Origin of the sequence: Methylophilus sp. Leaf414, assembly GCF_001425425.1 — a bacterium.
GTDB lineage: Bacteria > Pseudomonadota > Gammaproteobacteria > Burkholderiales > Methylophilaceae > Methylophilus.
On sequence record NZ_LMQQ01000001.1, the window covers coordinates 110,194 to 124,016 of the forward strand.

At 48.2% G+C, this 13,823-nt stretch carries 14 protein-coding genes; 6 read left to right on the plus strand and 8 right to left on the minus strand.

Annotation, left to right across the window (positions count from 1 at the left end; translation table 11 throughout):
* Nucleotides 1–131: 131 nt before the first annotated feature.
* Nucleotides 132–638: a thiol peroxidase gene (gene tpx, locus ASG24_RS00480; RefSeq protein ID WP_055866601.1), complete on the plus strand. Its 507-nt coding sequence runs from the start codon at nucleotides 132–134 to the stop codon at nucleotides 636–638.
* A gap of 86 nt (nucleotides 639–724) precedes the next feature.
* Complete coding sequence (gene tpx, locus ASG24_RS00485) at nucleotides 725–1,225, plus strand: thiol peroxidase (RefSeq protein ID WP_055825171.1); 501 nt, start codon at nucleotides 725–727, stop codon at nucleotides 1,223–1,225.
* A gap of 121 nt (nucleotides 1,226–1,346) precedes the next feature.
* Here tpx (ASG24_RS00485) and fabF read toward each other — a convergent pair whose 3' ends face one another.
* The 8 genes from fabF to ASG24_RS00525 all read right to left on the minus strand — a co-directional run bounded on the left by fabF (nucleotide 1,347) and on the right by ASG24_RS00525 (nucleotide 7,882).
* Nucleotides 1,347–2,579, minus strand: coding sequence for a beta-ketoacyl-ACP synthase II (gene fabF / locus ASG24_RS00490; protein ID WP_055825174.1), 1,233 nt, complete (start codon nucleotides 2,577–2,579; stop codon nucleotides 1,347–1,349).
* Nucleotides 2,580–2,630: 51 nt separating this feature from the next.
* Nucleotides 2,631–2,867 (minus strand): acyl carrier protein, encoded by a 237-nt coding sequence (gene acpP, locus ASG24_RS00495; RefSeq protein ID WP_055825178.1) that lies wholly within the window; start codon nucleotides 2,865–2,867, stop codon nucleotides 2,631–2,633.
* Nucleotides 2,868–2,985: 118 nt separating this feature from the next.
* Nucleotides 2,986–3,726, minus strand: a complete 741-nt coding sequence (gene fabG / locus ASG24_RS00500) for a 3-oxoacyl-ACP reductase FabG (RefSeq protein WP_055866605.1) — start codon at nucleotides 3,724–3,726, stop codon at nucleotides 2,986–2,988.
* 28 nt (nucleotides 3,727–3,754) lie between these two features.
* Entirely contained in the window at nucleotides 3,755–4,678 is a 924-nt protein-coding gene (fabD, locus tag ASG24_RS00505) for an ACP S-malonyltransferase (protein WP_055866608.1), read from the minus strand.
* 82 nt (nucleotides 4,679–4,760) lie between these two features.
* Nucleotides 4,761–5,702 (minus strand): beta-ketoacyl-ACP synthase III, encoded by a 942-nt coding sequence (locus ASG24_RS00510; protein ID WP_055866611.1) that lies wholly within the window; start codon nucleotides 5,700–5,702, stop codon nucleotides 4,761–4,763.
* 58 nt (nucleotides 5,703–5,760) lie between these two features.
* Nucleotides 5,761–6,813 (minus strand): phosphate acyltransferase PlsX, encoded by a 1,053-nt coding sequence (gene plsX, locus ASG24_RS00515; RefSeq protein ID WP_055866614.1) that lies wholly within the window; start codon nucleotides 6,811–6,813, stop codon nucleotides 5,761–5,763.
* A 217-nt stretch (nucleotides 6,814–7,030) separates the two neighbouring features.
* Nucleotides 7,031–7,210: a 50S ribosomal protein L32 gene (gene rpmF, locus ASG24_RS00520; protein ID WP_018985326.1), complete on the minus strand. Its 180-nt coding sequence runs from the start codon at nucleotides 7,208–7,210 to the stop codon at nucleotides 7,031–7,033.
* A 159-nt stretch (nucleotides 7,211–7,369) separates the two neighbouring features.
* Nucleotides 7,370–7,882: a DUF177 domain-containing protein gene (locus ASG24_RS00525; RefSeq protein WP_235562266.1), complete on the minus strand. Its 513-nt coding sequence runs from the start codon at nucleotides 7,880–7,882 to the stop codon at nucleotides 7,370–7,372.
* 323 nt (nucleotides 7,883–8,205) lie between these two features.
* Here ASG24_RS00525 and ASG24_RS00530 point away from each other — a divergent pair, with 323 nt between their 5' ends.
* The 4 genes from ASG24_RS00530 to ASG24_RS00545 all read left to right on the plus strand — a co-directional run bounded on the left by ASG24_RS00530 (nucleotide 8,206) and on the right by ASG24_RS00545 (nucleotide 13,711).
* Nucleotides 8,206–9,624 carry an acetyl-CoA carboxylase biotin carboxylase subunit gene (locus tag ASG24_RS00530; protein WP_055825188.1) on the plus strand — a complete coding sequence of 473 codons (1,419 nt, stop codon included), beginning with the start codon at nucleotides 8,206–8,208 and terminating at the stop codon, nucleotides 9,622–9,624.
* Between the two features lie 34 nt (nucleotides 9,625–9,658).
* Nucleotides 9,659–11,509, plus strand: coding sequence for a sodium-extruding oxaloacetate decarboxylase subunit alpha (gene oadA / locus ASG24_RS00535; protein ID WP_055866617.1), 1,851 nt, complete (start codon nucleotides 9,659–9,661; stop codon nucleotides 11,507–11,509).
* Nucleotides 11,510–11,582: 73 nt separating this feature from the next.
* Nucleotides 11,583–12,182, plus strand: a complete 600-nt coding sequence (locus tag ASG24_RS00540) for a Maf family nucleotide pyrophosphatase (protein WP_055866620.1) — start codon at nucleotides 11,583–11,585, stop codon at nucleotides 12,180–12,182.
* A 101-nt stretch (nucleotides 12,183–12,283) separates the two neighbouring features.
* Nucleotides 12,284–13,711: a DUF4139 domain-containing protein gene (locus ASG24_RS00545; RefSeq protein WP_082487941.1), complete on the plus strand. Its 1,428-nt coding sequence runs from the start codon at nucleotides 12,284–12,286 to the stop codon at nucleotides 13,709–13,711.
* Nucleotides 13,712–13,823: the final 112 nt, after the last annotated feature.

Genomic DNA, 13,823 nt, shown 5'->3' on the forward strand with positions numbered 1-13,823 from the left:
TCTGGTTGACAGCGCTGAATCGCCGTCCAATCAAGGCTTAATCCATGGTCTTAACATATGCAAAAAGGACTTAAGTCCATCATGAATATGCACTATGATGTCAGGCTTGTAGATAATTAGGCTTGTTTGATATGTCGCATGCTATTTCATTACTTGATGAGCCTATTCTGATAGAAGACAATTTGCCGAGTGTGGGTGATATTTTGCCGTTCTTCCAGCTCGTGAATCACTTACTGGAAGACATTACCCTGGAATCCTTTCAGGGCAAACGCAAGATCCTGCATTTCTTCCCTGGTATTGATATCCCAACCAGCGCGCACAGCGTGCGTACATTGGATAAGCTTGGGAAAAGCTTATCCAATACTGTGATCCTGAATATTTCACCAGATCTGCCATTTACCATGACACGCTTTGCCGAAGCCGAAAATTTAACGCATAGCATCAACCTGTCTACCCTGCGTGGACGCGATATGTTTAAAAACTATGGCGTACTGATTATGTCCAGCAAACTAGCAGGATTACCGGCGCGGGCACTGATGGTGGCGGATGAGAATGACAAGATCTTGCATGTGGAATTAGTGAATGACTTGACCACAGAGCCAGACTTTGTAGCTGCCCTTAACCTGCTTGCGCGTTGATTACCTTATTTTTTATAAGGTTGATTGCCACCGCATGAAGCGCTACAGTAGCTACTTTTAACACTTAACCCGTTTTGGAGAACACTATGGCAAGCGTAACGCTTAAAGGTAACCCGGTCGCTGTTGGCGGAAAATTTCTGGCAGTAGGTGATACCGCACCTGACTTTCAATTGGCGGATGCTAAGCGCAACCTGGTAGGCCTGGATGCCTATGCTGGTAAACGTAAAGTGCTGAATATTTTCCCTAGCATTGATACGCCGACTTGTGCTACTTCCGTACGCACCTTCAATAAAGAAGCCAGTAAAGCCAGCAATACCGCCGTATTGTGCATTTCTGCAGATTTGCCATTTGCACAAAGCCGTTTCTGCGGCGCAGAAGGTTTGGAAAATGTAGTGACTTTGTCGACTTTCCGTGACACAGAAAAATTTGCCACCGACTATGGTGTTTTTATCACTGACAGTAGTCTGGCTGGCTTGACAGCCCGTGCTGTGGTTGTGCTGGATGAAAACAACAAAGTACTTCATAGCGAGTTAGTAAGCGAAATCGCTAACGAGCCTAATTATGAAGCTGCCCTGGCCGTTCTGTAACTGTTGAATTATTTAGTAGGCCGGCTTGCATAGCCGCCTGCTGGGACTGAAATTCGCTCAGTTTCAACAAATAAAAAAGCCAGCTATTGCTGGCTTTTTTATTTGTTGATATCAGGTGAATTTAAACACGCTTAAACAACAAGCTACCGTTAGTTCCACCAAAGCCAAAGTTGTTTTTCAAGGCATATTCAATTTTCAAATCACGTGCTGTGTTGGCACAATAATCAAGATCACATTCGGGATCCTGATTGAAAATGTTAATGGTTGGTGGCGATACCTGATGGTAGATTGATAACACCGTAAATACGGACTCCAAGCCACCTGCACCACCCAGTAAGTGACCAGTCATTGATTTAGTAGAGTTAACGACCAAATTATAAGCATGGTCGCCAAAAGTGGCCTTAATCGCATTGGTTTCGTTGGCATCACCCAAAGGTGTTGAAGTGCCATGCGCATTCATGAACTGTACCTGGTCAGGGCTCACGCCTGCATTTTTCAGTGCATTGACCATGGAGCGGCGTGGGCCGTCCATATTGGGTGCAGTCATGTGATAAGCATCGGCACTCAAACCATAGCCTGACACTTCAGCATAAATTCTTGCGCCACGTGCTTTGGCATGCTCGTACTCTTCCAGCACCAATACTCCAGCGCCTTCCCCAATGACAAAGCCGTCACGGTCTTTATCCCAGGGACGACTTGCCGTCGCCGGATCATCATTGCGGCCAGATAAGGCGCGCGCAGAGGCAAAGCCCCCTACGCTCAGCTCTGTAATGGCTGCTTCTGCACCGCCAGCAACCATGACATCTGCATCACCATATTCAATCATACGTGCTGCTTCACCAATGCTATGCGTACCAGTGGTACAGGCAGTCACAATCGCAATATTTGGCCCTTTCAGGCCCAACATGATCGACAGGTTACCGGAAATCATATTGATGATAGTGCCAGGAATGAAGAATGGCGAGATTTTGCGCGGGCCACCATCGTCGTAATTGTCGTTGGTTGACTCGATCAAACCCAAGCCACCGATACCTGAACCAATGGTGACACCGATGCGCTCGGCATTGGCTTCTGTCACTTCAAGACCGGAATCCTTGAAAGCTTCCAGGCCAGCTGCCAGGCCATACTGGATAAATGTATCCATGCGGCGGGCATCTTTGGCCGGGATAAAGTCTTCAGCATTAAAGCCTTTGACTTCACCGGCAATCTGCGATGCAAATGGCGTTGGATCAAATTTGGTTATACGGGCAATGCCTGATTGACCAGCGATAAGATTGTCCCAGGCGTTCTGGTAACCAATCCCTACTGGAGACACCACGCCTAAACCAGTTACTACTACTCTGCGTTTGGTCATAATAGAAATCAGCCCTCTTGCGAGGGCTGATTAAAGAATTAAGTCAAAGAATTACTTAAGGTTGGCGCTGACGTAGTCAATCGCTTGCTGAACGGTTGTGATTTTTTCAGCTTCTTCGTCAGGAATTTCGCAATCGAACTCTTCTTCCAAAGCCATTACCAATTCTACCGTGTCCAGAGAATCTGCACCCAGATCATCCACGAAAGATGATGTGTTTTTAACGTCAGCTTCGTTTGCACCTAATTGTTCACAAACGATTTTCTTTACGCGTTGTTCGATGTCGGACATCTAAAATACCCCTTATTGATAAGTGTCGTGTTCAGTAAACCGGTATTCTAACAAATGTTGCCTAGAATACCAAAAAACTATTGTTAAAAAGATATGGCAATAGACTTACCATATCAAACTATGCGCAGTACATGCCGCCATTTACATGTATGGTTTCACCGGTAATGTAAGCAGCAGCTGGTGAAGCCAGAAAAGCCACGGTCGCTGCAATTTCATAAACCTGCCCCAGACGGCCAGCGGCGATACGCTCAAGCATTTTTGTCTTGATGTCATCTGACAACTCGGCGGTCATATCGGTTTCAATAAAACCAGGCGCCACACAGTTTACAGTAATGTTGCGGCTACCTACCTCTTGCGCCAATGACTTGGTAAAGCCGGTCATGCCTGCTTTAGCCGCAGCATAATTGGTTTGGCCCGCATTACCCATGTGCCCGACCACGCTTGAAATATTAATGATGCGGCCCTGACGTGCTTTCATCATCGGGCGCAACACTGCCTGACTCATGCGGAATACTGATTTCAGGTTGGTGTTCAGCACAGCATCCCAATCATCATCTTTCATACGCATCAATAATGTATCTTTGGTAATGCCTGCATTGTTTACTAGGATAGTCACATCACCATAGAGCTCTGCAATTTTCTTCAGCACAGCATCGATCTGCTCCGACTGTGTCACATCCAGCGCCATGCCTATACCATTTACGCCCGCAGCTTTGAGGGAGGTGGTAATCGCATCTGCGCCACTGGCGGATGTGGCCGTTCCAACGACGATTGCACCCTGCTTACCTAACTCTTGCGCAATGGCAGCGCCAATGCCGCGACTAGCGCCGGTCACTAAAACTACTTGTTGATTCAGCATCATTACTCCTTCACACAGCGTTTTTTTATTATTGGTTTATAAAGGTTTGTATGGACTCTTCGTTCACCAAAGCCACACAACTCATTTCAGCCACTATACGTTTTGCAAGACCGGTCAACACTTTGCCGGGACCAGCTTCAGCACTGCTTAAAACTTGTTGCGCAGCCAGTTGCTGCACTGTCTCTACCCAACGTACCGGGCTATATAACTGGCGCACCAAAGCATCTTTGATCTGTGCTGCATCGCTGTAAGCCGCGACATCCGCATTGTGCAAAACCGGCACTTGCGGTGACTGGACAGCGACATTCTGTAAATAAGCATGTAATTTTTCAGCGGCAGGCTTCATTAATTCGCAGTGTGAAGGCACGCTGACTGGCAATGGCAGTGCACGTTTGGCACCCTTGGCTTTAGCCAGCTCCATTCCACGTTCAACCGCCGCTTTATCCCCTGCAATAACCACTTGCCCAGGAGAATTAAAGTTTACAGCCTGCACGACCTGGCCTTGTGCAGCTTCGCTACAGACCGAACGCACAGTGTCATCATCCAAGCCTAAGATGGCTGCCATGGCGCCCTGCCCTTCAGGCACGGCTTGCTGCATGACTTCTGCACGGAATTTAACCAAAGGCAATGCCTCTGCAAAGCTTAGCGCGCCAGCGGCGACTAAAGCTGTGTATTCGCCTAAACTGTGTCCAGCCATCGCTACCGGTTGCTTGCCACCAAGGCTTTGATAGACGCGCCAGGTTGCAATACCGGCAGTGAGCATGATTGGCTGCGTATTCTGGGTCAGGTTGATTTCATCATTGGCTTCAGTCGCCATTTTCCAGAAATCTACCCCTAATACCGAGGAAGCCTCTTCAAATGTTTGCTTAACAATAGCATGAGACTCAAGCCCTTGCATCATGCCCACAGATTGTGAGCCCTGGCCTGGAAAGAAAAAAGCAAATGTAGACATAAGAGTAAGAATATTAAATTAATTATTTAAAAACAGATAGTTGGCTAAGAGTTAAGTTTTAGTGAACAACTTCCATCTTCACTTAAAATTTAACGAGTGCAGAGCCCCAGGTAAATCCACCACCAAATGCTTCCATTAACAGAATGTGCCCGCGCTGGATACGGCCATCCCGGACGGCGGTATCTAATGCGAGTGGGATGGAAGCTGCAGAAGTGTTGCCATGGCGATCAACCGTTACGATCACTTTGTCCATGGACATATCGAGTTTTTTGGCAGTGGCTTGCAGAATACGGATATTGGCCTGGTGCGGAACCAGCCAGTCAATATCAGATTTCTGCATGTCATTCGCTTTGAGCGTTTCGTCGACAATCTGGTCTAGTGTGTTGACCGCAATTTTGAATACCGCATTGCCTTCCATGACAACCGTATCTGGTCCATCAGGATTTCGTGGCACATGTAGCTGGTTTTCATAGCTGCCATCGGCGTGAATATGGGTAGACAACACGCCAGGCTGGTCACTGGCCTGCAGGATCACGGCGCCAGCGCCATCACCCCATAAAATACAGTTGCTACGATCTGTGTAATCGCAAATACGGGTAAAGGTATCAGCCCCAATCACCAATACATTTTTATGCTGGCCTGAGCGCATAAAATGCGTGGCGGTGGCCAAAGCATAGATAAAACCGCTGCATACTGCCTGCACATCAAAGGCCGGACAGCCAGCAATTCCCAGCTTGCGCTGGACCATAGTGGCTACACTGGGGAAAATTTTATCTGGGGTAGTCGTCGCAACGATAATCAGGTCGATATCCTGTCCCTGAATGCCTGCAGCCTCAATCGCGTTCAGCGCAGCTTTGGTTGCCAGGTCACTGGTAAGCTCATCTGTGACACGGTGACGCTGTTTAATACCTGTCCGGGAAAATATCCACTCATCGGTGGTATCGACCAATTTTTCCAAATCCAGATTGGTCAATATATTAGGTGGCAGATAGCTGCCGGTCCCTGCAATTCGTGCGTAAATCATGGGTGCGATTATGCCTTAAATGGATAAAAACGCCTAACAGAACAATGGCATGAGCGCGCTACGGCTCTTCCGCCGTCGCCAGATGTTCGATTTCAAGCTGGGACTGAATGCGCTTCAGAACACCACTTTGCGCTTCTTCCATTGCCACGTGAATAGCATGGTAAAAACCAACCTTGTCTGCGCCGCCATGGCTCTTCACCACAATGCCACGCAAGCCCAGAAAGCTGGCGCCATTATAAAGGCGAGGGTCTACACGTTTTTTAAATGCCTTCAATACCGGGAAAGCACCAAGCGCCATTAACTTAGTCAGCCAGTTGCGTTTGAATTCCTGGGTCAGGAATTTACCCATCATATGTGCCAAGCCTTCAGTGGTTTTGAGGGAGACGTTGCCGACAAACCCATCACAGACCACCACATCAGTAGTGCCCTTGAAAATATCGTCACCTTCAACGTTGCCATAGAAATTCAGATGGCTACCACGCAATAACTCTGCCGCTTGTTTGGCAACTTCATTACCTTTAATATCTTCCGAACCAATATTGAGCAAGCCGATGGTCGGGTTAGGTTTATTGTTCACACAACTGACCACCATGGCACCCATAATTGCAAACTGGTATAAATGCTCTGGCGTACAATCCGCATTCGCACCCAAATCCAGCATAAAGGTGCTGCCTTTTTCAGAAGGCAAAGTAGAAGCAATCGCCGGACGGTCAATCCCGGGCAGGGTTTTGAGGACAAAACGTGCCGTCGCCATCAAGGCACCGGTATTGCCTGCACTGACACAAGCCTGGGCCTCACCGGTTTTCACCATGTTGATAGCCACCCGCATTGAAGAATCTTTTTTATTCTTCATAGCGCTTTGTGGTGACTCATTCATCAATACCACTTCAGACGCATGATGCACGCGCAGGCGCGGGCCAGCAGAAAGATGCAGGACTTTCAGTTCTGCCTCGATGGCATCCTGCAAGCCGACCAGAATAATATTGAGATTAGGATTTTCGTTCAGGATACGAACTGCCGCAGGCACAGTCACATGTGGACCGTGATCTCCTCCCATGGCATCAATTGCAATCACAACTTCCTGAGATTGCCCGTGTTGACTTGTACTCATGTTATTTCCCAAGTTTACTAACACACGATTTAGTTTATGCGCTGTATTACTGACACAATCATTATCTGTACACTAGTTCATTCATTCGCCAGCATCTGAGCACTCTTAAATCTACGCATGCCTTGCAGGGCACAGGAAAAGTAGTCGCTTGCGCCAGATACACAAACGCCGCGCATTTTGTGCGCGGCGCAGTTTACCTTATTGCTTTAACAGCGATTTACTCGCCTTTTGCAGGCATCACTTTACGGCCACGGTAAAAACCGTTAGGGCTTACGTGATGACGCAAATGTACTTCACCAGTCGTTGGCTCGATTGCCAAAGGTGGGTTTGTCAAGAAGTCGTGTGAACGGTGCATACCACGCTTGGACGGTGTCTTTTTGTTTTGCTGAACTGCCATTTTAAATTACTCCAAAATTAACCGCCGCAATTTGCAAATGGGCAGTTTAAAAACCAGAATTGCTACCTAATCCAGCATTATAAAATATTCCAGAGACAACTGCAACAAATAGTGCAAACGTCGCTTTTCATTGGATATTTTATCTTCAAGTTTAAATTTTTACTTATTCAACTTCAGATTTTTAAGCGCTGCGAAAGGATTAGGTTTTTCACCAGCGGTCTTTTGCAAAGGCGCGCACTCTTCTTCGTGCATCACTGCAATAGGCAAAGCCATTAGCAACTCATCTTCCACCACCGATTCAAAAGTGGATTCAGCGTTCGATTCCAACCAGTCAACATCTTCATCTTCAAGTAACGCTTCAGGCGGCTCGTCACAAACCGCAAATTCAAATTGCACATCCAAGGCTTGCGGCATAGGCGCAAAACAACGTTGGCAAATAAGGGGCAGATTTGTTTGCAACATGAGAGACAGCATGGGTAATTGCGTATCACCAAAATAGCGCGGCGGCAGGCCCTGTAGTTGATAGGCCACCGAAACTGCTGACAACGCTTTCGTATCATCCACACCGAGCTCCCGCAAGGCCTGCTCCAAACGGTTAAGCGATGCCATCTCCAGCACACCTTCGGTATGTTTTTGCTGTCTGGCTAATTCCAGATAACGCGCATTCGACAAAGAAAACTCCTTTTATTTACAGGCTATTTAATATAGCAAACTATACAGTGATTGACGAATCCTTCCATACAAACACTCGCGCCCTGTTTACTTCATACTATTTAAGGCGCAGGTTTTTTGTTATAATGGCGTCGCTTCACGCAGTGCTCTTTATCAAGAGCGCAACTATGGTGCGGTGTGTATTATCAACCCTACTTCTGGTGGTCAAGATAGTACAAAACCACAACCTAACTAGCCCAAACAGTCTTGATACAAGGTTTAAAACCGCGTAAGAGCTGGTGCTACTAAAACTCTGTCCTTTTTTCTTGCTTTAAGGGTAATGTGTGTTTAAGAAAATTTTAGTCGCGAATCGCGGTGAAATTGCGGTGCGCATTGTGCGCGCGTGTTCGGAAATGGGCATTAAATCCGTGGCCATTTATTCCGACGCCGATCGCCATGCATTGCATGTCAAAAAAGCTGACGAGGCCTACAACATCGGCTCTGACCCGGTTGCGGGTTACCTGAATGCACATAATATAGTGAATATCGCCGTGGCTGCGGGCTGTGATGCCTTGCATCCAGGCTATGGTTTTCTTTCCGAAAATCCTGAACTGGCTGAAGTCTGTGACCGCCGCGGCATCAAGTTTATTGGCCCGGAAGCACATGTGATTCGCCAGATGGGCGATAAGATTCAAGCGCGTAATGCCATGATCGATGCAGGCATTCCATGTGTACCAGGTAGTGATGGCAACCTGGAATCGCTGGATGCAGCCGTCGCATTAGCGAAAAAAATTGGTTACCCGATCATGTTAAAAGCCACTAACGGTGGTGGTGGTCGCGGTATTCGCCGTTGCGACAGTGAAAAAGACTTACTAAGTAACTATGACCGCGTGATTTCCGAGGCCAGCAAGGCGTTTGGCAAGCCAGAAGTGTTCCTGGAAAAATGTGTCGTACATCCGCGTCATATTGAAGTACAGATTTTGGCTGACTCGCATGGCAATGTTATTCATTTGTTTGAGCGCGATTGCTCTATCCAGCGCCGCAACCAGAAGCTGATTGAAATTGCTCCATCCCCTCAGCTTTCCCAAGCGCAGCGTGACTACATCGGTGGTTTAGGCGTAAAAGCAGCCAAAGCGGTTGGTTACGAAAATGCCGGTACCGTCGAATTCCTGCTGGATTCCGATAACAATTTCTACTTCATGGAGATGAACACCCGTTTGCAGGTGGAGCATACCGTGACTGAAACCATTACCGGTGTGGATATCGTACAGCAACAGATTCGCGTTGCTGCCGGTTTGCCACTGCAATACAAGCAAAGCGAGATTGCTTTCCGTGGTTTCGCGATGGAATATCGTGTCAATGCAGAAGATCCGCAAAAAGACTTCCTGCCCAGCTTTGGCAAAATCACCCGTTACTATGCGCCTGGCGGTCCGGGCGTGCGTATGGATGCGGCGATTTATAGTGGCTATGTGATTCCACCCTACTATGACTCCATGTGCGCCAAGCTCACTGTTTGGGCTTTGGACTGGGAAGGCGTGATTGAGCGCGGTCGCCGGGCATTGAATGACATGGTGGTGTATGGCGTGAAAACCACGATTCCTTACTACCAACAAATTATGTTGCATCCGGATTTTCGTGCCGCCAATTTCAATACCAGCTTTGTAGAGCAACACCCGGAGCTGACTGAATATGACGTCGGGTTACCGAAAGAGTTGATGGCCGCAGCAATCGCTGCCGCGATTGCCGCCCACGAAGGCATTTAATTAACGTATCGCAGATTATTAGATCGACAAGATTATGAGCAAAATACATATCACCGAACTCGTTTTAAGAGATGGTCACCAATCCCTGATTGCGACGCGCATGCGTACCGAAGACATGCTGCCTATCGCCAGCAAACTGGATGATATTGGTTTCTGGTCTCTTGAAGCCTGGGGCGGGGCCACTTTTGACGCGTGCGTGCGCTTTCTGAAAGAAGATCCGTGGGAGCGCCTGAGTAAGCTGCGCAAGGCTTTGCCTAACACGCCTATCAATATGTTGCTACGTGGCCAGAACCTGCTTGGCTACCGCCATTATTCAGATGATGTGGTACATGCATTTGTAAAACAGGCGGCTGATACCGGCGTCGATGTGTTCCGTATCTTTGATGCGATGAACGATATCCGCAACCTGAAAACTGCGATTGAAGCGGTCAAAAACGTTAAAAAACATGCGATTGGTACCTTGTCGTTCACGACCAGTCCGGTGCATGACGTGGCCTACTTCGTCAATATGGCCAGAGAGTTGGAAGCCTTAGGTTGCGACAGTATTGGCGTTAAAGATATGGCCGGTTTACTCACACCAACATTGGCCGGCGAACTGGTAAGGGAATTGAAAGCCGCAGTCAGCGTGCCAGTGCACATGCACAGCCATGCCACTTCTGGTTTAGCCAGTATGGTGATGCTTAAGAGCGTTGAAAACGGCGTGGACATTATCGATACCTGCAACTCTTCTTTCTCCGAAGGTGCCAGCCATCCGACGACCGAGAGCCTGGTCGCTGCTTTACGCGGGACTGAATACGATACCGGCCTGGATCTGGGCAAATTACAGGAAATCACTGCCTACTTCAAAGACGTACGCAAAAAATACTGGCAGTTTGAAAGCGAATTCACTGGCGTAGATACCCGTGTACTGGTTAACCAGGTGCCGGGTGGCATGATCTCCAACCTGTCCAACCAGTTGAAAGAACAAGGCGCGCTCAACCGCATGGATGAAGTACTGGCTGAAATCCCGCGTGTACGTGAAGACTTGGGCTTTCCTCCCTTAGTGACGCCTACTTCACAAATCGTAGGAACCCAGGCAGTGTTGAACGTATTGACCGGTGGCCGTTACAAATCTATCACTAACGAAGTAAAGAACTACCTGCTAGGTCAATACGGTAAAGCGCCAGCGCCTGTGAATGCAGAAGTGCGTCAGAAAGCAGTTGGCGATGCAGAAGTGATTACCTGCCGCCCTGCTGACCTGTTGCAACCAGAAATGACCAAGTTGCAAGGTGAAGCCGAACGCTTTGCTAATAATGAAAAAGATGTGCTGACCTATGCCATGTTCCCTGATATCGGTCAGACTTTCTTGCAAGAACGTAATGCCGGCTCACTGCAACCTGAGCAATTACTCAGCAAGGAAGCAGTGACGCAGCAAACCGCTGCTGCACGCTACGCACCGAATGAATTCAATATCACATTGCACGGTGAAACCTACCATATCAAACTGACTGGTAGCGGCCATGCCGGTGAAGAGCGCCGTCCTTACTACGTAAAAGTAGATGGTATCTCTGAAGAAGTCTTCGTTGAAACCCTGGACGAAATGGAAATCAGTGATGGTGGCAATTCCAACGGTGGCAAGAAAAAAGCAGCTGCCGTGACTTCCAGTGGCCGTCCTCGCCCTACCCATCCAGGCTGTGTCACTACTGCCATGCCAGGCACTATCGTGACTGTTAAAGTCAACGTTGGTGACAAAGTCAATGCCGGTGATGGCGTACTGGTGATCGAAGCCATGAAGATGGAAAACGAAATCCAGTCCAGTAAAGCAGGTACAGTGGTCGCAATACACGTAGCCAAAGGCGATAGCGTAACGCCAGACGAAACACTGATTGAAATTCAACCTGATTAATAATCAGAGTAATCTACCGGTTTCATCAAAATGCTAAAATCCCCGAATATCCTTCGGGGATTTTTTTATCCTAATGACTAAGCCAACCCTAATTCTTGCTTCTTCCTCCCGCTACCGTCGCGAAGTCCTGGAAAAACTGCACCTGCCATTTGAATGCGTGTCGCCTGGTATCGACGAAACGCCACTAGCGAGCGAAAGTCCGGAACACACTTCTTTAAGACTAGCTGAAAGCAAGGCGCTAAAAGTGGCAGAGAGTTACGCAAATGCCCTGATCATCGGCTGCGACCAGGTAGCCACGGTGGATGGTTTGCAAATAGGCAAACCAGGAAATCATGAAAACGCAGTCAAACAACTCACCATGCTCAGTGGCAGAGAAGTGGTTTTTCATAGTGCTTTATCTTTGTATGACAGCGCCAGCCAGCAGATGCAATCGACTATCGTGCCCTACTTCGTTAAATTCAAAACGCTGACGCCCCTACAGATCGAAACCTATTTACGCTTGGAACAACCCTACGATTGCGCAGGCAGTGCCAAATCCGAAGGCATGGGCATCGCGCTGCTCGACTATATGCGTGGGGACGACCCTAATGCTTTAATTGGCCTGCCTTTAATTGCACTGGTCAACATGCTGAATCAAGCTGGCATTGATGTCTTATCCCTGCCACGTACCTAGCTTATAGTTAAATATCAGAGCGAACGCTGTTAACTTTTGAACGGCAGCCGCGTTTACAAAGTCACAAGCATACAAGCACACACAACAACGAGAGGATATTCATGCGACTCAGCTCCCTGCTACTTTTATCACTGGGTAGTTTTTCACTCGCTCACGCGGAAACAGCCATCATCAGCCCGCAATCAGATCAAACCGGTGTCGCCGTCACAATCTACAACGAAGATCTGGCCCTGGTCAAAGATAGCCGTAAACTCAAATTGAATAATGGCTTATCCGCTTTGTCATTCCGTGATGTCAGCGCTCAGATCAAGCCTGAAACAGCCCTGCTACGCAGCCTGTTGCCGAATACCAGCCTGCAAGTGCTGGAACAAAACTTTGATTTTGACTTGCTCAGCCCGCAAACATTACTAGAGAAATTTGTTGGCCAGCAAGTCAGCGTCATTAAAACCAACCCAACAACCGGTGCCGAGACTGAAGAAACAGCGACCGTACTCTCCGCACAAAACGGCATCGTGCTTAAAATCGGCAATCGTATCGAAACCGGCTTTCCAGGCCGCATCGCCTATCCGAATGTGCCTGGTCAGCTGAGAGATCGCCCAACCTTGACCACGCAGGTGCAATATAAGGGTGCTGAACAAGGCAGTGTGGAATTAAGCTACCTCACCGGCGGCCTGAACTGGAAAGCCGATTACGTCGCTGAACTCAGCAGTAAGGAAGACACTATAGACCTGTCAGGCTGGGTCACCCTGAACAACACCAGCGGTACTTCTTACCCGAATGCCAAAGTGCAATTAGTAGCCGGCGATGTCAATCGCGTGCGCGAAGCCATCCGCCCGAAAACCATGATGATGCGCTCGGAAGCCATGGCGGCCGATGCGCCTATGCCAACTGAGCAAGGCTTGCTGGAATACCATCTCTATACGTTGCCACGCGCAACCAGTATTGCCGAAAATCAGACCAAGCAGGTGGCACTGCTCACCGCCCAGCAGATTCCTGCGCGTAAAGAGCTCGTGTTAACCGGCGCTGATTACTACTATCAAGGCCAATACCGTGACGTAGAGAAAAAGCAGAAGGTGCAGGTCTACGTCGAGTTTGAAAACAAGGAAAGCAGCAAACTGGGCATTCCATTACCCAAAGGCACCATGCGCGTTTACAAAAAGGATAGCGATGGCACTGCACAGTTTGTCGGTGAAGACCAGATTGATCACACCGCTAAAAACGATACCGTGCGCCTCAAATTGGGCAATGCGTTTGATGTCACCGCAGAACGCGTGCAAACCGATTTTAAAAACCTGAGCAAAAGCAATAACCAGGTGCCGCTGTACGAAAGCGCCTATGCCATCACCCTGCACAATGCCAAAAAAGAAGCGGTGACGGTCAACGTTCAAGAGCCGATCAATGGCGACTGGAAAATCCTCAATGAATCGCAGCCGCACAAAAAAACCAGTGCGCATCAGGCCACCTGGAAAATCAACGTTCCCGCTGAAAGCGATGTGACGCTTAAATATCGCGTGCAAGTGAAATATTAAATGAGTTGCCGTTTCCATCTAATGGAAACGGTGATCTATCAAGCTAAAAAAGCATCCTTTCACAAGGATGCTTTTTTTATGTCGGCCGTGGGATAATTCAGCTTATTCAATC